This is a genomic window from Commensalibacter nepenthis, assembly GCF_029953305.1.
In the GTDB taxonomy this organism is placed as follows: domain Bacteria; phylum Pseudomonadota; class Alphaproteobacteria; order Acetobacterales; family Acetobacteraceae; genus Commensalibacter; species Commensalibacter nepenthis.
Genome location: NZ_JASBAN010000001.1, coordinates 555,833 through 577,706, shown reverse-complemented (window position 1 = coordinate 577,706; position 21,874 = coordinate 555,833). Strand labels below are relative to the sequence as shown.

The 21,874-nt window shown below is 39.2% G+C and carries 18 protein-coding genes and 1 pseudogene; 10 read left to right on the top strand and 9 right to left on the bottom strand.

The genetic code is table 11. The features are described from left to right. Window positions 1-8: 8 nt before the first annotated feature. The 5 genes from larC to holA all read left to right on the top strand — a co-directional run bounded on the left by larC (window position 9) and on the right by holA (window position 6,314). Window positions 9-1,262, top strand: coding sequence for a nickel pincer cofactor biosynthesis protein LarC (gene larC / locus QJV33_RS02625; RefSeq protein WP_281461859.1), 1,254 nt, complete (start codon window positions 9-11; stop codon window positions 1,260-1,262). Window positions 1,263-1,389: 127 nt separating this feature from the next. Continuing rightward, window positions 1,390-1,881: a DUF3576 domain-containing protein gene (locus tag QJV33_RS02620; protein ID WP_281461858.1), complete on the top strand. Its 492-nt coding sequence runs from the start codon at window positions 1,390-1,392 to the stop codon at window positions 1,879-1,881. 23 nt (window positions 1,882-1,904) lie between these two features. After that, on the top strand, window positions 1,905-4,520 hold the full coding sequence (leuS, locus tag QJV33_RS02615) for a leucine--tRNA ligase (RefSeq protein WP_281461857.1): 2,616 nt from the start codon (window positions 1,905-1,907) through the stop codon (window positions 4,518-4,520). Beyond that, entirely contained in the window at window positions 4,517-5,230 is a 714-nt protein-coding gene (gene lptE / locus QJV33_RS02610) for an LPS assembly lipoprotein LptE (RefSeq protein WP_281461856.1), read from the top strand. The genes leuS and lptE overlap by 4 nt, the downstream gene beginning before the upstream one ends. Before the next feature lie 19 nt (window positions 5,231-5,249). Beyond that, on the top strand, window positions 5,250-6,314 hold the full coding sequence (gene holA, locus QJV33_RS02605; protein ID WP_281461855.1) for a DNA polymerase III subunit delta: 1,065 nt from the start codon (window positions 5,250-5,252) through the stop codon (window positions 6,312-6,314). Window positions 6,315-6,968: 654 nt separating this feature from the next. Here holA and QJV33_RS02600 read toward each other — a convergent pair. After that, window positions 6,969-7,717: pseudogene (locus QJV33_RS02600) on the bottom strand (IS6 family transposase). Window positions 7,718-7,779: 62 nt separating this feature from the next. Here QJV33_RS02600 and QJV33_RS02595 point away from each other — a divergent pair. The 4 genes from QJV33_RS02595 (at window position 7,780) to QJV33_RS02580 (ending at window position 12,139) form a co-directional block, all read left to right on the top strand. Further along, window positions 7,780-8,355 (top strand): tyrosine-type recombinase/integrase, encoded by a 576-nt coding sequence (locus QJV33_RS02595; protein WP_346771134.1) that lies wholly within the window; start codon window positions 7,780-7,782, stop codon window positions 8,353-8,355. 183 nt (window positions 8,356-8,538) lie between these two features. After that, a complete protein-coding gene (locus tag QJV33_RS02590; protein WP_281461854.1) occupies window positions 8,539-9,045 on the top strand; it encodes an integrase core domain-containing protein in 507 nt (168 codons plus the stop codon). A gap of 159 nt (window positions 9,046-9,204) precedes the next feature. Next, entirely contained in the window at window positions 9,205-11,346 is a 2,142-nt protein-coding gene (locus tag QJV33_RS02585) for a hypothetical protein (protein ID WP_281461853.1), read from the top strand. Between the two features lie 259 nt (window positions 11,347-11,605). After that, entirely contained in the window at window positions 11,606-12,139 is a 534-nt protein-coding gene (locus QJV33_RS02580; RefSeq protein ID WP_281461852.1) for a YdcF family protein, read from the top strand. 2 nt (window positions 12,140-12,141) lie between these two features. Here QJV33_RS02580 and QJV33_RS02575 read toward each other — a convergent pair whose 3' ends face one another. The 4 genes from QJV33_RS02575 to QJV33_RS02560 form a co-directional block, all read right to left on the bottom strand. Next, complete coding sequence (locus QJV33_RS02575) at window positions 12,142-13,122, bottom strand: AEC family transporter (protein WP_281461851.1); 981 nt, start codon at window positions 13,120-13,122, stop codon at window positions 12,142-12,144. Window positions 13,123-13,189: 67 nt separating this feature from the next. Next, entirely contained in the window at window positions 13,190-13,678 is a 489-nt protein-coding gene (locus QJV33_RS02570) for a hypothetical protein (RefSeq protein ID WP_281461850.1), read from the bottom strand. A gap of 44 nt (window positions 13,679-13,722) precedes the next feature. Next, entirely contained in the window at window positions 13,723-14,871 is a 1,149-nt protein-coding gene (locus QJV33_RS02565) for a DUF3142 domain-containing protein (RefSeq protein ID WP_281461849.1), read from the bottom strand. 14 nt (window positions 14,872-14,885) lie between these two features. Further along, window positions 14,886-15,989, bottom strand: coding sequence for a lytic transglycosylase domain-containing protein (locus QJV33_RS02560; protein WP_281461848.1), 1,104 nt, complete (start codon window positions 15,987-15,989; stop codon window positions 14,886-14,888). 183 nt (window positions 15,990-16,172) lie between these two features. Between QJV33_RS02560 and QJV33_RS02555 the strand changes: the two genes are divergently transcribed. Beyond that, window positions 16,173-17,525 carry a hypothetical protein gene (locus QJV33_RS02555; protein ID WP_281461847.1) on the top strand — a complete coding sequence of 451 codons (1,353 nt, stop codon included), beginning with the start codon at window positions 16,173-16,175 and terminating at the stop codon, window positions 17,523-17,525. Window positions 17,526-17,539: 14 nt separating this feature from the next. Here the strand turns inward: QJV33_RS02555 and QJV33_RS02550 are convergent, their stop codons facing one another. From QJV33_RS02550 to QJV33_RS02535, 4 genes are all read right to left on the bottom strand, one after another. Continuing rightward, complete coding sequence (locus QJV33_RS02550; RefSeq protein ID WP_281461846.1) at window positions 17,540-18,091, bottom strand: SPOR domain-containing protein; 552 nt, start codon at window positions 18,089-18,091, stop codon at window positions 17,540-17,542. Window positions 18,092-18,184: 93 nt separating this feature from the next. Then, window positions 18,185-18,604, bottom strand: coding sequence for a DUF1489 family protein (locus QJV33_RS02545; RefSeq protein ID WP_281461845.1), 420 nt, complete (start codon window positions 18,602-18,604; stop codon window positions 18,185-18,187). 31 nt (window positions 18,605-18,635) lie between these two features. Further along, window positions 18,636-19,808: a radical SAM family heme chaperone HemW gene (hemW, locus tag QJV33_RS02540; protein WP_281461844.1), complete on the bottom strand. Its 1,173-nt coding sequence runs from the start codon at window positions 19,806-19,808 to the stop codon at window positions 18,636-18,638. Window positions 19,809-19,814: 6 nt separating this feature from the next. Further along, window positions 19,815-21,755: a potassium transporter Kup gene (locus QJV33_RS02535; protein WP_281463373.1), complete on the bottom strand. Its 1,941-nt coding sequence runs from the start codon at window positions 21,753-21,755 to the stop codon at window positions 19,815-19,817. Between the last annotated feature and the right edge of the window lie 119 nt (window positions 21,756-21,874).

Sequence of the window (21,874 nt, the reverse complement as noted above, 5' to 3'; positions counted from 1 at the left end):
ATAATTTTGTGAAAATTGCGTATCTGGATTGTTTTGCAGGGATGAGCAGCAGTCGATTTATTGGGGCGTTGGTGGATGCGGGTGTGCCTGCGGAAATATTATATGAAGCGGTGGACGCATTGGATATTGGCGCGCGTTTGGATTTAATGCATATCAAGCGTAACATGATCGAAACGACCAAAGCACATGTCAGTTTGGTTTCAGCAGATATTGATTTGGAATCAACCCCTTATTATGAACTGCCTATTTTTCTAGAACGACATGAATCACCTGAAAATTTAAAGTTGTTGAGTACGATTATTGCGTTGATTTCCAATGCGTCTATATCGGAAAGAGCAAAAGAATTGGCGATAGATACCTTTACGTTTCTTGCTCAGGCAGAGGCAGAGGTGCGGGCATTACCTATAGAAGAAATCTATTTTCATGAAGTCAGAGCATTAAATACAGTTGTGACGGTTACGTTGTGTTGTGTTGGTTGTGATTGGTTAAATATTGACCAATGGTATGTATCGCCTTTGAATGTAGGGTCAGGGATGTTGAAATATCCCCAAGGATCTCTACCAGTTCCAACACCTGCGACTTTAAAGTTGCTAGGGGATAAAGCCTCTATTTTTTCAGAAGGGCCTCAAAAAGAGCTGTTGACCTCAACCTGTGCAGCATTGCTGAAAGCATTAAAAGTCAGTTTTGCACCTTATCCGCCCGTATGCATTACTAATATTGGATATGGTGCAGGCAGAATAGAATATGACAATTTGCCTAATTTTTTAAGAGTCTGTATCGGGCATATTGATGGCGGGAAAAAGCAAAATGTTAATCATGAGGTTATTGTAACCGAGGCAGAATTTACAGATTTACGACCTGAACAAATTAATAAATTGCAACAGGAGCTTTATGAAAGAGCCGCGCAATTAATTTATACACAACCTATTGTCTCATCGACTCATCAGGTTACGGAAAAATTGACAGTTATTTCTTTACCTGAGGATGCAGTGGCGATACGTTATCATTTATTTTCTCAAATCCCGTTACATACGGTGCATTGGCATACAGAACATTACGAAGATTTAATCCATTACGAAGAGTTGGTATTAACCCCTTGGGGTGAGGTCAAAGTGCAAGTGGGTCAATTATTGGATAATAAAATTATTTTTGTGATTCCAGATGCCCAGATTTGTGAATCTGTTGCCCAAAAACATGATTTACATCCAGATCAGATCCGTAAAACGGTAAAAACGCTTTTTTTAACAAGAAAAAAAACGTAATATCAAGAATAAAGATTTAAAAATTAATATAAACTCTGTATAACAAACGGCAATATTATTGTAACGTTTTTGTTGAAAACCATCAACGTCAGGTCACTGATTTGGGAATAGTGGAGCGCCATAAACTATGAATTTTGTATCCTCATTGTCGTTTTCTCGACTTTTATTGGTGGCAAGTGCCTTGTCTTTGGGGCTTACAGCATGTTCCAAAGACAAAAAACAAGAAAATTTGGCATTTCCAGACCAACGTTTGGTTGGTGTAGATCGTTCTGCAATAGGTGGGGATGATAGTTTACAAGGTGGCGTTAATGCTTATCTTTGGCGTGCTGCGGTTGATACATTGTCTTTTATGCCTTTTATATCAGCCGATGCGGTTGGGGGAACAATTGTTACCGATTGGTATCAACCCGTTCCAGCAAACGCAGAGCGTTTCCAAATTATTTGCTCGGTTCTGGATCGTCGTTTGCGTTCTGATTCGATCAGTGTTGTTGTTCATCGTCAAGTCAAAGACAATGGACAATGGGTTGATGCGCCCGTGGCAAATAACACGGCATCTGATATCACCAGTAAAATTCAAGTTCGTGCACGTGAATTACGTGCTGATAAATATCAAAAATAATTAACGGATACTGATTAAATATTATGAGTGACTCTCCTTCTTTTTCGTATAATTTCCAACATACAGAACCGTTTTGGCAACAAGAATGGGAAAAGCGTCGCTTATTCGATATTCCCAACGTTCCTGATGCGAATGTTCCTAAATATTATGTTCTGGAAATGTTTCCTTACCCTTCGGGGCAATTGCATATGGGGCATGTGCGGAATTATACGCTGGGGGATGTGATTGCTCGGTATAAACGTGCGCGTGGCTATAGTGTTTTGCACCCAATGGGTTGGGATGCTTTTGGGTTGCCAGCAGAAAATGCCGCCAAAAGCCGTGGTGTATCGCCAGCAAAATGGACGATGGAAAATATCGCTGCCATGCGTGCCGAGCTCAAACGCTTGGGTTTTTCTTTGAATTGGGATCGCGAATTTGCGACTTGCCAACCTGAATATTATGGACAACAACAAAAACTCATTCTTCGTTTGATGAAAGAAGGCTTGCTGGAACGTCGTGAGAGCTGGGTAAATTGGGATCCAGAAGACCAAACCGTTCTGGCTAATGAACAAGTTATCGATGGCAGAGGTTGGCGTTCTGGTGCATTGATTGAAAAAAAGCAGCTCTTTCAATGGTTTTTTAAGATTACCAAATTTGCCCAACCTTTGTTAGATGGTTTAAAAACGCTGGATAATTGGCCAGATCGTGTCAAAACCATGCAGGAACGTTGGTTGGGACGTTCAGAGGGCGCAAAAGTTCGATTTGTTTTGGATCAAGCTCCAGCAGATTTCGAAGAGCCACTACGATCTGTTGAAGTTTTTACCACGCGCCCTGATACCTTATTCGGAATGGCATTTTTGGCGATTTCTGCGGATCATCCTATTGCTGCAAAACTTGCTCAGAATAATCCTAAAATTGCTGAATTTATTGCTGAATGTCACCGTATGGGGACTTCAGAAGAGGTGATTGAAAAAGCCGAAAAAAAAGGTGTTGATACAGGCTTGCATGTTATTCATCCTTTTATGCCTGATCAAAAATTCCCTGTTTGGATTGCAAATTTTGTGTTGATGGATTACGGCACAGGTGCTGTATTTGGATGCCCATCAGGCGATCAACGGGATATTGATTTTGCTTTGAGATATAATCTACCTTTTACAACGGTCATCATGCCTCAAGACGAAGATCCAGCCCAATTTGTGGTTACGGACAAGCCTCATGCGGGTGATGGTATTCTCATTAATTCAGATTTTTTAAACGGGCTGACGACTGCCAAAGCTAAAAAAGTAGCGATTGCGCGTTTAGAAGAAATGGGCATTGGTGAGAAAATTGTTAATTGGCGGTTAAGAGATTGGGGCTTATCGCGTCAGCGTTATTGGGGCTGCCCAATTCCTGTGATTCATTGTCCAACTTGTGGTGTGGTTCCTGTTCCGGAAGATCAATTGCCCGTTATTTTACCAGAAGATGTTGATTTCTCTTTGTCTGGTAATCCATTGGATAATCATCCCATATGGAAGCATGTTGATTGTCCGAAATGTCATGGCAAAGCACAAAGAGAAACCGATACATGTGATACATTTGTGGATAGCTCTTGGTATTTTGCACGCTTTACAGCACCGCATTCATTTGATCCACTCGATCATGCTGCGGTGAATCGTTGGATGCCAGTCGATCAATATATCGGTGGGATTGAGCATGCTATCCTTCATCTGCTTTATGCTCGTTTCTTTACGCGTGCTTTAAATAGTGTGGGTGAAGTCGGTATGGAAGAACCCTTTAAAGCACTCTTTACCCAAGGCATGGTGATGCATGAAAGCTATAAAGATGCTGCGGGTGAGTGGGTATCTCCTGACGAAATTAAAAAGACGGATGCGGGTTTTGTAAAGCGCGATACTGGGGAGGCAATTACGGTTGGGCGTATTGAAAAAATGTCCAAATCCAAGAAAAATACGATTGCGCCTTCTGCGATCATAGAGCGTTTTGGCGCGGATACAGCACGTTGGTTTATTTTATCAGATAATCCACCAGAGCGTGATATGGAATGGACAGAAGAGGGCGCTGTTGCAACTTCTCGGTTCTTGCAACGTTTATATCGTGTTGTGTCTATTATTGCCCAAGATGTTCCAGAAGATGTTGTTTTGCCAGAGCAATTTGCCCAAACTGCAGATGATTTGCGTCGTATGACCCATCGCACCATTGTTGCGGTGACTGAGGCATTGGATGGGTTTGCAATGAATGTGGCGATTGCCCGTTTACATGAATTGACAAATGCGGTTGCTGATGCAGAAAAACAAGCCAAAGAAACGGGTATGGGTTTTGCCCGTCGTGAAGCAGCGTATATGTTAAGTTTATTATGTGGCCCCTTGGTTCCGCATATGGCTGAAGATATGATGCGTTTACTGGGAATGCAAGACAAATTAGTTGCACAAACCCCTTGGCCAATCGCTGATGACTCTTTACTTGCTGCAACGCGTGTTGTCATTGCGGTGCAAATCAAAGGAAAGCTCAGAGGAACAATTGAAGTGGTTCCTGATATGGATAAGGATGCTGTGATTGCCCTTGCACGTGAAGAAAGAGCGGTTGCAAAATTCTTAGATGGTAAAGAAATTATAAAAACCATTTATGTCCCTAATAAGATCGTTAATTTTGTGGTAGGCGGATGAAAGTAATTAGCAAGTTTCTAACAACCTTCGGTGTCTTATTAGGTATTGGGGTAATGTTGTCAGGATGTGGGTTTAAACCTATGTATGGCAAAACTGCAAACTTAGATGTAAATGATGAGCTACAGAAAATTTATGTTCCTGTATTACCTAATCGTTATGGTCAGCTTGTCCGTCAAGCATTGCAACAGAACCTTGCGGGTGCGGGACCAGAGGATCCAAAAACTTATCAATTAGATGTTTCTCCTAATTTATCAGAAGAAGCAATTGATATTCATTATGATAACTCTGCGGGTCGCGCAAGAATGATAGGAACCGCACATTGGGCGTTAAAGACGATTTCAATTAATCCTGTTGTGTTGGCTCAAGGTGATGCTCAGACAATGGATGGGTATACCGTTACTTATGAGCAATATTTTGCACAAAGTTTGAATGATGAAACGGCTCAAGCTCGTGTTGCAAAAAATTTGGCGGATGAAGTCACGCAACAGGTTGCGACATGGTTCAGAAATAATGATACGTATCAAACCAAAGCAAAAACACCAGATACACCCAAACCAACCTATATGTTACCTAGTATGAATCCTGGATCTAATGGTGCAGCAACTCAAGGTGTTGGGGTTGATGGGATACCTGCAATGGCAACAGGTCGGAATACGATGATTCCTGTGGGTATGGATAATATGACGACTGATGATGTGCCTGGTAATTAAGATCTGGCAGGTTTAGATTATGAAAATAGATGCACGAAATATCATAAGTCTTTTACAAGGACCTATACAATTTCGTGTCTATTTGATTTATGGTGAAAATAGCGGGCTTGTTCGCGAAAGGGCAAGCCAGCTTGTTAAAAAAGTTGCTGGTCGTTTGGATGACCCTTTTCAAGTCTGTGTGCTGGATAAAGAACATCATGAACGATTAAACGAAGAAGCAACGGCACTGTCTTTGATGGGTGGGCAACGGGCTGTATGGGTTCGTGAAGCGAGTGACGCACTTGCGAAAACACTTGAAACATTATGTGCTTTATACCCTGTAGAGAAGCATGATCCGTCTGATTTTGATTCTGTTGTCATTATTGAGGCAGGTAGTTTATCCCCAAGATCGCCTTTGCGTGTCTTAGCAGAAAAGCATCCTTTGATTGCAGCCATTCCTTGTTATGCAGAAACAGGACGTTCCTTGGACGAAACCCTTCGTGTATTATTGGGTAAAAAAAGAATAGCGCCTGATGCTTTTCGATATTTGCTGGCTATTTTAGGAACGGATAGAGCATTAATTCGTAATGAAATAGAAAAATTATTATTATATGTTGGGTCTGATCTTGAGATTACTTTGATCCATGTGCAACAAGCGATTGGCGATGATGCAGAATATTCGGTTGAAGATGTTGTTTATGCCGCCATGTGTGGGCAACCAGCCATGGTTGATAAAGCCCTGACCAAGGCGATCAAAGAAGGCGTGAATATGGTTGCGTTGACCCGTAGTTTGTTGCAGCATGTGGATCGTTTATTACAAGCACGGTTTTTATTTGAAGAGGGCATGCCCGCTAAAGTCGCTATTTCCAAGTTAAGCCCGCCTGTTTTTTTTAAACGTACGGACGGTTTTTTAAAAGCGATGGATAGTTGGAATTCTGAAGCACTTTATGTGTTATTACGTTATGCGCAAAAATTGGAATATTTGTGTAAACAAACAGCAATTCCCGCAGAAACTCTGTGCCAGCACTTTATGATGACTGTGGCACAACATGTAAAAGAGAAAAAAAACTATTTAGATGAACGCAAGCTCTTTTCAAATTTATAAAGACACGTTAAAAGGTAAACAAGTGTCTGCGTAGCTCAGCAGGATAGAGCACAGGATTCCTAAAATTAAATTGGGCGCTTTATTTGGAAACGATAAAGTGGATCCGCTCAAATTCGGGGAACGTTTCGGCAGTCTTTGCCATACCAATCCCGAGCCAAGCCCTTATTTGTGGGGAAGGTGTAGAGACTGTACGGGTGGTGCCTAAGGGATATGTTCCTAGGGTAAAGAGACAGTCCAGCTTACAAACATTGTGTTGTGTCACAATGGCGATGAAAATCGTAGTGAGATGAATCCTGGGGCCGTGGGTTCGAATCCCGCCGTGGACACCATTAAATATTTTAATATAGTTCAATCTAATACAAGACTAGCAGAAAATAGCCGAAAAAATATAATTTCTTTTCTAATTCAATTCAATGTAATACAATACAAGGCAATAAATCTGGGGGTATAGTTGGGGGTATAATTCAAAAGGGATGGGGGTATTTTAAAAATGCTTACAGATGTTGCTATAAAAAAGGCGAAACCTAAAAAAAGATTATAAATTATTCGATTCTTTTGGGTTGTTTTTGCTAATTACAAAAGTTGGTCCAAGACTTTGGCGGGTCTTGTCGCAAATATTGAATGGTGCTGTGATTAGCCATAAAGCTAGCTAATTTAGACGGGTATATTATTATTTAGACCGAATATGCTTTGAATGAGTTTTATTTGTTCGTTGATTGTCCATTTTCCTTTAAAACCCAGTCCTTTTTTAATCCAGAGAATGGCCTCATATCCTTTGAGTGTTTTTCTTGCTGTATGAAAAGATTGAAAACAGCCATTCTTTGGGATAATTCTCTTTACTCTAAAATGATCATTTTCTATTCCCTGTTGTAAAGATTTCTTGTTTCATGAACGCAGTGATTGGGAAGGATATGCTCATTCTTCATGGTTTGTATGGTTTTTGGAAACGGTAATGCTTTATCTGTTCCAATATGGGTTGGAGCGAATAGACCATCTTTTTTAAACGCCTTTCTAAAGAAACGTTGCGCTGCTTTGATATTTCTTTTAGCTGTTAACAAGAAATCAATAGCAGTTCCATTCTTATCAATGGCTCTATATAGATACTTCCACTGACCTTTTACTTTGATATAGGTTTCATCAATCCTCACCTCACCACAATGAGGTTTTCTATAGCTTCTTAATCGCTTTTCTAATAGTGGTGCATAGCGTAATACCCAACGATTTAACGTGCTATGATCTATATTTATCCCACGTTCTAAAAACAATTCCTCAATATCTCGATAGCTAAGGCAATAGCGTAAATACCAGTTTACTGCTTGGATAATCATCAACCCACTAAAGTGGCGACCTTTAAAATCATCCTTAGACCTTAATATAAGCTTGCTATAGATACCAATAGACACAAATCGTTCCTAAAATATAAATACTCACTCCATTTCTACATCATACTAAAATACATAATTAAATTTGCGACAAGACCATTGATACGGTAGATAGAACGCCAGCACACCCAGTAACAAAACTCGCTTTAAGATTCCTATCATTAACAGCCGTTCGTCCAAATGAGGTGCGGGGAATGAGTTGGGAAGAAATTAAAGGTGATGTATGGGTTATACCAGCCGAACGTATGAAAATGCGTAAAGAACATCAAGTTCCTTTATCAAGGCAAGCAATCGAAGTTTTAGAGGTTGTTAAAGTTTTTACTGGGCATGGTGGTTTAGTTTTTCCAAATAGCAGAACAATTATGAAGCCTATGAGTGAAAACGCAATGGGATATTTACTAAATCGTGCTGGTTATAAAGGTATTCATGTACCACATGGGTTTAGAGCTTCCTTTTCTGGTATAATGAACGAAAAATATCCTAATGATAGAAATATTATTGATTTAATGCTGGCACACGCCCCTACAAATACTGTAGAGGCTGCGTATAATAGAGCGGAACATTTAGACCGTAGAAAAATTTTATCTCAAATATGGGCGGATTTGCTTTTTGATGGAGCAATGTCATCACAAGACTTGCTTTTGCTAGCCAGACGTTGAAGTTTTATTCTCTGGGTTTCCCATCTTTCCACTTCCTCTAATGACCATCGAACGCAAATATTTGTAAATTTCATACTTGTAGGAAAGTTTAAATCTTCTAAACGCCTTGCTAAGATTGAAAAAACACTTGAGGACAACCTCAGACGGCAAGCCAAAAAATATAACAAATCTTATCTTGGGGAGATGGTGCATGTCGATACAAAACGACTTCCTTTGTTGAAAAATGAGACTAAACAGCAAACTCGGGAGTATCTTTTTGTAGGTATTGATGATTTTTCTCGAGAACTCTATGCAGGGATTTACAACGATAAATCTCAGTTTAGTGCAGCTCAGTTCCTACAAGACGATGTGCTGGTTCAATGCCCTTATATGATCGAATGTGTTTACTCTGACAATGGCAGAGAATACCAAGGAACGCTTGAACATCTGTTTGTTAAATCTTGTTATACCAATCGGATTAACCAGAAATTTACCAAGCCAGCTTGCCCTCAAACCAATGGCAAAGCAGAGCGCGTCATTCGCACACTCATGGAAATGTGGCATGAGCGTGCATTGTTCGTCAATGCTCAGGATCGAAAGTTAAAGTTGAAACGATTTATTAATTATTATAACACTGTTAAACCCCATAAAGGCATTCAAGGAAAAACACCCTATGAGGTTTTAGATGGTTATTTTAAACAAAATCTGTAAACGACGCGATCAATTCCTACAAATAATATTCGCTTAAATTTGTAATTATTAATAACATTACATTTAATATTATTTTATCTCGAATCCGAGGATTTTATGTTTCTAAAAATAGTTCTAAATTCTGGTAATTTAGCTTTATTATCTTGCATTACAATAGTTATGTCTTGTGCAAATGCAGAAGATTACATAACAAAATCACAAATCAACTCAGCAAATGGTGTGGCAGGATTGAACGCCAATAAGCAAGTCACTGCTGATGTGAATAACGCACAGGTAAAGATATCCAATCAATATCAATCAGCAAATGGGTCTATTATTAATCGCCCATTAGTTAAATTAACGCCTGATAATCAATCTGCATTTACTTTGGGAAAAGAAATGGTACAGATTGGTGGGGATTATGATACGAATGGAAAAATGGTTCCTATGTCTCTTTCTGTTTTTGGTAGACCCTATGGGAATTATAATGCTGGTTGTACTTTGTGTATTTTTTCTTCAGCTTCTGGTATGGGTGGAGGCGGCGGTCAAGCAGCGATCTCTGGTATAGATTATCGTGCGGGCGCACCAGCGGTTGCAAAAGGCGACCGGGCGATGGTGGGTTTCTATCAATATATAGAAAATATGCCAGCTCGAGTGGTCGCTCCAGTGGCTTCGTTTGACGCTTCAGGGGTTACATTAGGTCGGGCAATGACAGACGAAGAGATGTCTCAGCTACATGATGGAATGTATATCTCTACAAATGTTATTGATCCAACAATAAAAGATACGAATAATGCTCATAAAGCAGGCTTACTGCACGCTCATACATACTGGGGATATATTAAATCTTGGGATGCGACACATATTAAAGTATATGCTTGGGCAGCAAGTGGTGGTAGTACAGCCTCTGGACAAGTACCAAATGTTTCCTATTTGGATGACCAACTCTCCACTTATAAAGAGCCGATGGTTTTTGTAGGTGTTTCCAATGGGGTATTGGCTGAAAATACATTTATGACTGCAGATGGCAGTAGTGTCTTAGGCGATAATGCAACCAGTGTGTCTAATACTTACGCTCGAGAAGAGTTAGATTTTAGAGCACAGAATTGGACAAAGCCAAATAGTTTACTATATCAAGGGTGGGTTAATTCTTTTACTTGCGATAATTGTGATAAAAATGCAGTGAATGAAGACAGTTTTGCCTATTTGGTGAATGGTGGTTATCTTCCTGTTGGATATAAAGCGTTACTGGATGCTCATGCGCTTGAATTTCAAGGCTATAGCACAATGATTGGGAGTAATGGTTCACCCATCACGGTTGACGATCAAGGGAATATTGGTAAACCAATTATAAATTCCAATCACATTATGTCTTCTTTTGAAAGCGAAGTGGACGCATTTAGCGGGGATAAATATCTTGGAAAACATGCGTTGCACATGAGCACAATTGTTAATCGGGATAGTACCCAAGCAAATGATTGGCAAGATTATAGTATTCGCCTCGTGATGGATGTTGATAGCCAACGTAATCGTCGTAAGGGTCTAACAGGAGGAAGCCGTATGGGATCGATTGCGTTTAATTATAATCACTCACAAGGAAATGTTTGTTTACTGGGATATAATGATACGAGAGGTTTGTGCCAAGAGTCAGATGGTTCTGTGAATTTTGCACAACTGGCACAATTTAATAATAAAGTTAATTTTAACGATACAGCGCGCATTGGGAAGTCACTTCTTTTTTCTTCTGCTGATTATAACTTTGATACTAAATATTTTTCAGGGCAAGGAAGTGTATTTTTGTGGAATACTGTTAATGCAGGGCGTGCACGTAGTGAATTGATAAATGTTGATCCCGTTAATGGCAATGGTGGGTTTGATTTTTATGATGTGAATAGTTTTGCTTCAGCAAAAACGTCCGTACCTATGTTGACATTAAGCCCATCGGGAACGGTATTTAATTTACAGCCTAAATTTAACGCTGGTTTATCGATTGCAATAGGTGAAGATATATGGTTCCAAAGCAATAAAACTGGTGCGGGATTTACAATATCTGGCGATGAAAATGGTGATATGAATTTTTCAACTCAAATGAGTAATGGGGCAAATATTCGTAAAGTCAATGGCTTTTATGGAAAAACTGCGACCTTAACCAATAGTGTATCTGCACCTAAAATTATAGGTCAGCAATTCCACGCTCAACTTTCAACGCCGTCCTCTTCATCAGAAGCATGTAGTGCAGGTGATTTCAAAGATGATGCAAATTATCATTATGTATGCGTTGCAAATAATAAATGGAAACGAGTTGCTTTATCTGATTTCTAATTATTCATTCTATATGAGTTAAATTTTGAGAACCACCTTTAATATCATCAAGGTGGTTCTCTTGTTTGCAATATAGTGTCATGATGACGATGATTATGATGAGCTATAAATTGGCGATATTATTTATGAAAAAATTGTTTTTAAAATAAAAGATTAATACGGTCAGAATAAGTGCATTATGGTATTGCTTTAAATATTGTAATTTGTTCGTGTTCATTCATCTTGTCTGTATTTAATTATGTTTAAATTGATTTGCTCTGTGGTTATTATATATTGCTTGGTAATGCTCTTTATTATTCTAGGTGGGATTAAAGATCATTTATTCAAAGCAGACTTGATGGTTGTTTTGGGGACCAAGGTAGAATTGGACGGCACTCCCAGTAGTGGGTTAGAAGCACGATTGAATAAAGCAATCAGCGTCTATCAACAAGGATATGCGCCTGTTATTTTGGTCAGCGGTGGCACAGGAAAAGAAGGGTATGATGAAGCCAGCGTGATGGCTCAATATTTGGTGGATCACGGTGTTCCCAAGCAAGTCATTATTCAAGACAATCAAGGCGTTAATACCAGAGCAACCGCCAAGAATAGCGCTGAATATATGCACAAAAACCATATGGAATCAGTAATTATTATCACTCAATATTTTCATATTCCGCGCACAAAATTGGCATTTCAAGCGGTTGGAATTGATAAGATTGGACAAGGTTCGCCCAATTATACTTCGTGGCGAGATTTTTTCTCTGTTCCTCGTGAAATGCTGGGTTATCCAGCCTATTGGCTTAATCTAAAATAAAATTAATGAACAGATACATTAAGAAATCCAATTAAAATAGAAATGGTAAATATCATTGCAAAGGTTGAAATTGCCAGGATGGATGCGGATTCTTCTTGATATTGTTTATATTGGTTACTCAGTAAAATAATCATCGGTCCAGAGGGCATTGCGCATAATAATAACCCTTCGTTAAAAATATCCGTTCCTGATTTTAAGAACCATAAAGAGGCAATGCCATAGAAAACACACGGCAACGCAATGTCTTTGATGAGTGCAAAGCCAATGCATTCTTTGGTAAAGCGAAAGCGATTGACCGCCAATGTCATTCCTGCAACAAAGATGGCAATACCAGAGGTTGCTTTGCCAATAAGGAAGCATGTGTCACCAATAAAACTGGGTAATTGAACCCCACAAAACAATAATATAATTGCTAATAAAGGCGCCCAGACATAAGGGCAGTCTATGATGGCATGATAGATAGAACTGGCAATGAGGTGATAGATCGGTTTTTGTTGTGTGGTGCTTTGTTTTTCAAGTTCAATCTCGATGATAATGGTTGCCAACGGAATTAATGCAAGGTTGATGACCAAGGCAATCATACTGATGGCGACGCTGCTATTATGTCCATATAAAGGGTCTAGCAATGCGGGACCATAGAATGGACCTGCCGAAAAGCTGCCTCCTAATCCTGCCAATGAAGATTGAATAATATTTCTTTTAAAAACAATTCTAGCTAGGAAAAAACCAATTAAATAAATCAATATGGTGCTGATGACTAAAGTCAAAAATAGCAACAAAGCACCGTGCAATTGTTCTTTGGAAACGCTGAGGGTTCCTGCAAATAATACAGGGGGTAATGTAATGGTTAAGACCAATTTGCTGAGGACAGAAATTGCGCTGGCATTATCACCCAATAGATTTCTTTTTGCAGAAAAAAATCCAAAAAATAAAATAAGAATAATGGGAATAACGATCCCAACAGATTGTAATAAATGATTCATGTAGCGCTTTTATCATCGAAATTGAGCAGGCAAAATAGTTTTATTCAAATTGAATATATATAATCTTTTAAGGTTGATAGTCCGTTGAACAATTTTTGCCTGTTTGATCGTATTTATTTAAATAACGGTCTTTTATGACAGAGGCTGAAACAGTGATGTAATGTTTAAATTCTTGTGGTGTGTATGACTGGAATGGAGGGCTTGTTTTTTGAAAATCGGATAATCGTTGATTGATGGCTTTTTCTTCAAAAAAGGAAGTATGAATAAGGTTTGGATCGCCTATGATGTCTGCGCGTTCTTTTAAATAGTGTGCCAAGTCATAAAGGGCATAATCAGCAATAACGCATTTCTCTCTTGATGGGTTATGTATTGATATGTTTTTATAACAATTTTCAATGGTTAGAGTCACATTATTGATATTGTTTTGACAGAGAATAGGGAGTATAAATCGTTCTGTTGCGGTTAATATTGCGTCGTTGGTTTTAGGAATGTGATTTTGAGCAAGTGCTGTGCTTGGGAATAAAATACAGAACAGTATATAACTAATTTTTTGCATGTATATTCCTTTTAACGCATATCTTATTCTATCTGCGTCATGTTTCAATCACATCGCATCCAGCCAATAACACGCTCTTGATGGGTATTCAAAGGTGCAACTTGTTTTATCAAATTTAACATATATTTCCCTTGATTATTCAATGATAATTGATACGGGAATAGTCCATCGGCAATATGACACCTCAAAGGCACCATAGGGGGTAAAGGTAAGGCAATATTACCCTGATTGAACAGCATAATTTTTATTGCTCCAGGATTGTTGGAATCAGGAATTTCTTGGACAATGATTTGTCCTTTCAAAGGTTGATGGCGGATCATTGCCATCCATGTGTCATGGCTCCAATTTCGTTGGTCACTGACGATTGGCAGGCGAAACCAGACAATCCCTTTGAGGTTAGTGGGGGTATTTTGTTGTAACTTATTGATTAGATTTCTGACTTGTTGAGGGTCGCTGTATAATTCTTGACCTGAGTGCCCCGTTTTAAAATCATTTTCTCCTTCAATAGCATAAATAGTTCCTGAAGGTGTTGCTTGTATTTTTAACCCATAGGTTGGTAATGCGATATAAAAAGGATGGTGCGTTAAATGATCCATTTTCCGGATATAAGCAAGTGCAGCCTCATCATTAAATAATCCAGTTTGTGGATTATCAACACTATGGACTTGTAAAACAGGGTAAGGGATTTGTTCCGTTAACTCTGGGAAAACTGGTGAACGCATCCAATCTGGGATCATGGTAATATTTAATTGCACATCTTGGGGGAGTTTTGTTTTTAAAGAGCGAAGTAATTGAATATATATGGGCAATTTAGACGTTGGCCAATCCAGATCAAGCTCTATATGATGAATATGGTGGGTTTGATAGGCAGGAGATTGCTGGATCAGGGTTAAAACTTCATCAACAGAAGGTAACGGGCGTAAACGATCAAACCGATAGACAGCGGTTAAGGGTAAATGCGATTGTTGTAAGATGTTAAATTCAATGGAGGGATAAATGACTTGCCCATCAGGTTCAGACTCCCCTGCTAAAAATCGCCATCCTGTTATAAAAGGCATGGTTTGTTCAATGGCGGGTTTTAAAGAATTATTCCATTTCTTTTGCCAAATATAGGCTTCTTGTGGCAAAATATGATGGTTATGGGTGCTATGGGTTAAACAGAGCAGCAAATAGATACAAAAAATTTGTATCAATCGATAACAATCCTTTATTGCACGGTTATACAATTCATACCTTTTTGTTTCAGCTGGCGACAGGCTTGGATTGCTGAGATTTGGCTGATTCCTGTTAATCGTGCTCGATAAAGCGTGGTGCCATTTTTATTAACGCTTTCAATCGATGGGCTGGCAAAAGAGATGCTGTCGGCTATTTTTGATTGTGCTTTGGCGGTGGCTTGTTGTGCCAGACTGACCGAGGGATAGGCGCCGACTTGAACACCCCACTTTCCTTTTGAGGAAGATGCGGTGGGGGCATAAGCAACTTGCACAATATTTGGGTTGGGGTGTGATTGGGTTGGATAAACAGGTGTCATGGGTTGATAAGTTGAACCCACCCTTGATTTTCTTTTTTCCTTAGATTGCACTGTGTTTTGTGCAACCATTGTGGTTGGCGCATAAGATTTTGGAGTATAATAGGCTTCAAGCGGCAAAGGAGTTTTTGATTTAGAACGCCTTGACGATCCGCTGGCATATTTTACAAAAGGTCCACTCATCGGAATATCATTTCCGAGTTTAGCAGAAACAGCAGTTAAATATTGTTTTGTTGCTTTGGGTAAAGAAGAACCATGTTTTAAATGATTGCTTAAGGTGCCAGGTCCACCATGATATGCAGCAACAAATCCAGGTGCGCCAAATTGATGATATAAAATACGAATATATGCGGTTCCCGCCATAATATTATCTTGTGGATTATAGGGGTCTTTGCCCAGTTTATAGCGTTTTGCCATATCTCGGTAGGTTGGCGTTTTTAATTGCATTAACCCTTTGGCACCGTGAGGAGAGGTAATTGGACGTTTATTATAATATTGATACCCACGAGATTCTTGCATCATGACGGCTCTGATCCATTGATCGGGGACATTAAAGCGCTGTGAGGATTGGTTGATATAAGGTCCCCAAGGGTCTGCGGGCGGTCCTGGTGGTCGCCATTCTGGATGATTGTCCATATAATTGCTGTAACGCGAAGAGACAACACCATTTTTATTCTTATTACCGCCACCTCCACAAGCCGTTAATAGTATAAGGGCTATAATCGGTGAAAAACGTAAGAAATATAATAATGAATGAAATTGTATCTTGTGATGGATTGTCATTCCTATTTGAACCTAATTAAAGCAATTCTTCATATATATCAGAGAATGATTGTTTTGTTAAAGTCATATTCAATTTTTATAAAAGAGAATGATATTGAAAGGCGAATAAAATATCATTAATTGCAGTCATAAATTATGATATGATGATACTTTTGATAGATAAAAGTACGATAAGGATAGAAGATGATCATTTTCGAAGGCGAAGAGCTGCTGTTACATTTTCATGAGGCAGCAAGCGATTATATCATTATCAGCTTTGCATCCGCAGATCAAACAGAACACGCATATGATCGCTATTTTTTACAGCCTATTGCTGAGAAATATCATTTATCATGTCTGGGTATTACGACGAAAATTGATAACTTTTATCAACATTCGGATATGCATCATATTATCCCTTTATGTAACGAAATCACACAACATTATAAGAAAATAATTATTATTGGTCTTTCAATGGGTGCTTATGCTGCATTAAAATTCTCAGCCGCTCTGCACGCGAATATTGTTTTTGCGATGGGGGCCCGATATACGTTGGATGTAATGGTTGCGCCTGTTTGTGGGATTATGCAACGAACGATTGATCGGTTGGATCCTTATTCCATTCAAGAAACCACCATCTTTCCTCATGAAGTTTCGGGGAAACTCTATATTGCTCATGATATTTATAAGGGAATACTAGGTTATAACGATATCGATCATCGACATGCCAATAAAATCATGGAAAATTTACCCAACAGCGTGCTTGTCCCTGTGCCTTTTGCGCATCATTTGGTAGTCAATAGCTTAAAAGGATCAGAAGAGTTTAAGTCTATTTTGGATATGTTGGTGACTGAAGAAGATCATCTGGTGATTGCACAAGTTGCCAAGATACGTCGGTATCATATTCATAATATTTATAGCAAGATACTGATCCTTAAAGACCGTTATCCCTTGCTGGTTTATAAATTATTACTTAGCAAATCTTTATCTCAAGTTAAAAATAATCATATCGTATATGATGATAACGAGCGTAATTTAACATTAATTTACCAATTATTCATACGTGGATATGTCAAAGAAAGCCGTTCATTATTAAGAAGCTGTCTTTTAAGGGGGCTATTACAATGTAGTTTATATGAGGCCAATCAAATGAATGAAAACGCTGGTCATGGTTTTCGTTTACTATCAGATCAATTAGATTATTTAGTGGCGCATAGTGGATATTTGCTTGTTTTTGATGCAGTTCAGAAAAAAATCACAACGACGCGTTTCTTAAAGGGTGAATCACATCAATTACCTTTGCGAATATATAACAATCAGCTCGTTTGTCTGTGGAAAGAGATGGTGTTTTCGCTGAAATATATGGGATCAGAAATCGCTTTGATGCCTTTACATAGTGAAGTGCAAGCAAATAATGTGTTAAGTATCGAGCAACAAGATCAAACAGCGATTATATATACACCAGAACACAAATTCTGTTTTCGTGTAGATCTTGACGGCAATGGTGATTTTTATCGGATTGAACCAAGAGAGTGGGAAAAATTTGCCATTGTTTAATAAAAAATACAGATTTATCGTGTGATAATACAAGAGATTTGTTGTTGTTTTAATTCAGTGCATGCTTGTGATGCATAGTTTGCTGTTAATCCAGAGAGCTTTACACGATATAAATCCTGACCATTTTTGGGAATGGTATCAATTCTCGTCGTCGTTGAAGATAGTAATGAAGGGACTTTCTGACGGGCTTGATTAGCAGCGCGATTAGCGACAGATTCAGACGAAAAAGCCCCAATTTGTACTGCATAACTGCCTTGGCTGGTGGTTACATTGCTGGCGCTGTAAGAAGATGAAGGTAAAGATGCTTTTTTCTTAACCTTGCGAGATGATGATGGGCTAGTTGTCGGCGTATAAGCCCCAGTGTTGCCAGAAGAAGGGGACAAGATAATAATTGGTGGTTCTTTTGGAGAGGATGAGGGAACGATACGTTCATTGGGGGTGATTTTTAAAGGTTCTGAGGCAGGGTCTTTTTTACCACAAGCTGCAAAACATAACAAAGCTATTAAAGGAAGAAAGCGAGCAAAGTATAATGGACGAGCAAGAAAAGATCTGTGTATAAGAACCATTATGATACTCTTTAAAATAAAGAAACAATAGTTTATGTATATCAGAAAATGATAGAATGCTTCAATTTATATTTATGATTGAACAATATTATTTTACAATAATGCAAGCTCCTCTAATGCTTTACGTAATTTGATAGGAATATCAAGCAGTTGAGCACCTTTTACGCTTAAATCAATGGGGGCATCCTGAGGCTTTAAATAGCGCCATCCTTGAAAGGGGCGCATAGCAATAGATTGCGTGCGAATAATCTCTGGTTCTAATAGGATTTGTGTACAAGGATTGCCGTTTTCTCTGGTGCTGGGAATAAACTCTTTGATAATTTGCCGACAGCATAAAGACCCTTTGATAACCCGATATAAAGACCCACCTTGCAAGATATCTTCAGTTTGCTTTGGCGGGAAACGCGTTAATGTATAAGGATACCCTTTATTTTCTTTGGCTAGTCGCAGATTAATTTGTTGTAACTCTTCAATATCCGTAACGCCGACCGCGACTTTCATAATATGCAGCATTTAAAACCCCTTTCGTTACATATAATGTATATTATTTCAGGAGAGCCTCCAAGATCGCATTTAATCGCAAACGCCCTTGAGGTGTCGTTTTAAGGCAATATTGATCCCAAGTAAGGAAATCTTCATCAACCAATGCCTCCAGCATTGACATATTCACTGCATCCATTAAGGCAATACCACATCGTTCTTTAAAAAGATGTGCTTGAATACCTTCTGTCAATCTCAATCCCATTAATAACATTTCTTGGGCTTTTTCCACGGGGGTCAACGCCTCTTTGACAGACAATGCATGTCCGTTTTGCCGCACATGTTCCAACCATTTGACAGGGTTTTTATGTCGTTCAGTCGCATATAATGTCTGGTCAAGGGTCACCCGCCCATGCGCACCTGGTCCAATACCAATATAATCTTTATATCGCCAATAGGTTAAATTGTGACGGCTCTCTGCGCCTGGCTTGGCGTAATTTGACACTTCATAGGCTTTTAATTCGTATTGATGCGTAATCGCCTCGGTAGTGTTTAACATATCTGTACTGAGTTCTTCATCAGGTAATGTGATTTTTCCTTGTCGGTATTGTTTGGCAAAGATTGTCCCAGGCTCGATGGTTAATTGATATAATGACAAATGATCGTGTGCCAAAGCCAGTGCTTCTTGCAGTTCTTTTTCCCACTCTTTGATGGTTTGTCCTTCACGGGCATAAATTAAATCAAAAGAAATCCGAGGGAAAATTTTCTTGGCGATGGTCAATGCTTCGATGGCTTGACTAACTGAATGTTCTCTACCCAATGCTTTGAGGGCAGTGGGGGTTAGGCTTTGAATACCCAAAGATGCACGATTAACCCCAGCATGATAAAAATCTTTGAGCTTTTGATTTTCAACACTGGTTGGGTTGGCTTCTAGGGTAATTTCCAAATTATCTGATACAGGCAACAAAGAAGTCGCTGTATCAATCAGTGCTTGTGCCGTTGAAGGGAACATTAAGGAAGGCGTTCCCCCACCAAAAAAAATAGAGGTTAGGGGAATCTTTGGAATTTCAGCTAAGGCTGTTTTTAATTCTTGCACCAAGGCTTTGGCATAAGCTTCTTGCGGAATATGTTCAGCAACATAGCTGTTAAAATCACAATACGGACATTTGGCAAGGCAAAAGGGCCAATGAATATAAAGCCCAATGCCTTGCTGTGTGTTTTGAACTCTTGCTTTCATCTATAATTAAATAGATACCCGCACAGCTAATTCAACCACACGATCCGCAGGAATTCGTAAGAAGTCAGTGACAGGGCTGGCATTTCTGTTCATAAACATAAAGATAGCCATCCGCCATTTGCTCATCTTAGGAATAGAAGCAGGAACGATTTGTTCTCTGGTGGTAAAGTAAGATGCTTGTAACGGATCAAAGAACTCTAATTGTGGTTGAGATTTTAAGAGCTCCAAGACTTTTGGTAAGTTAGGCATCTCCATAAACCCATATCGCACAATGATTTGATAAATATTGGGTGCAAGCTGACGCATTGCAATACGATGACCATATTCTGCTTCGGGTTGCTTTAAGTTCTCAATCGTGACGAATAAAACATGATCGTGTAAGACTTTGTTATGCCGCAAATTGTGAATTAAAGAATTGGGAATGGACATCGGATCTGGTGTCATAAAAATTGCTGTTCCAGATACACGAGTAATTTTCCCTTGTGGCAAACGCGCCAAGAATGAGGCAATTGGCATCGCATCTTGCGCACGTTTTTTGATAATGATATTGCGCCCTTTGTTCCAAGAGGTCATCATAATGGTTAAACAAATACCAAGCAATAATGGCACCCAGCCACCTTCAGGAATTTTTAGCGCATTGGCAGTAAAAAATGGAATATCAATACAGAAGAAAATACCAAATATGATCGCAACTTTATAAGCTGACCATTTGTAAAGTTTATGGAACACAACGCATGATAATGTGGTTGTACAAATAAATGTTCCAGTCACCGCAATACCGTAAGCTGCTGCCAAGGCTTCGGATGATCTGAAGCTGACGATCAATAATAACGATCCAATCATTAATGCATGATTAACGTCAGGAACATAAATTTGCCCTTCTTCATGGGCATTCGTATGTAAAATACGCAGTCGTGGGAAATATCCAAGTTGGGTTAATTGTTTGGCAAGAGAAAATCCACCAGAGATACCCGCTTGGCTGGCAATTACAGTCGCTAAGGTTGATAAAATAACCAAAGGAATATTAAACCAATGGGGGGCTAAGTAAAAGAAAGGATTACTTAACGTATGGGGGTTGGTTAAAACCAATGCACCTTGACCCAGATAATTTAAAGTTAATGCAGGCAATACAAAGAATACCCATGCATATCCAATCGGTTTTCTGCCAAAATGTCCCATATCTGCATAAAGTGCTTCGGCACCTGTAACCGCCAACACAACAGAGCCAAGCGCTAGGAACGCCATCCATTCGTGATGGATCACAAAAGAAATGGCATAATAAGGGGACAAAGCAACGAGGATAAAAGGATGTTGTAATACTTGCAACAGCCCCAGAACACCAATCGTACTGAACCATAGGAACATAACTGGACCAAAGATTTTGCCGATATGTTCTGTTCCCTTGCTTTGCATACAAAAGAGACCAAATAAAATGACCAGAGCCATTGGCACAATAAATTCTTGCATGCTTGGCACGGAGACTTCTAGCCCCTCAATGGCGGATAAGACCGAGACCGCTGGGGTAATCATGCCATCACCAAAGAAAAGACAAGTTCCCGCAATCCCTACAATACCCAAGGCAATTTTACCTCTGGTATTTTTGGTAACGCGTTGTGCCAAAGACATTAATGCCAATATGCCGCCTTCGCCATTATGGTCAGCACGCATCACCAGCATGACATATTTAACGGTCACAATTAAAACCAAAGCCCAGAAAATCAGGCTGATAATACCGAATATTTCCCAGCGTTGTAAATCAGCATGATGGTTGGAAACAACCCCCATTGTTGCACGGAATGCATAAATGGGGCTGGTACCAATATCGCCATAAACAACCCCAAGAACGGTCATTAAGATCGCTGCGCTTATGGGTTTTATTTTATGTTCTGGTTGATCGGTTCCAAATTCGGTAATTTGGCTTTCTTCATCGAGCGAAGGAAGAACCATAATATCGCCTTGGATTTCTTCTGTTGGTTTTTGAACAGCATCACCAGAGGCAGCAATAATCACAGATTTTGTATCATCAGCTTTGTTCGACGATGATTTGTCTTTGTGATGATTATCTT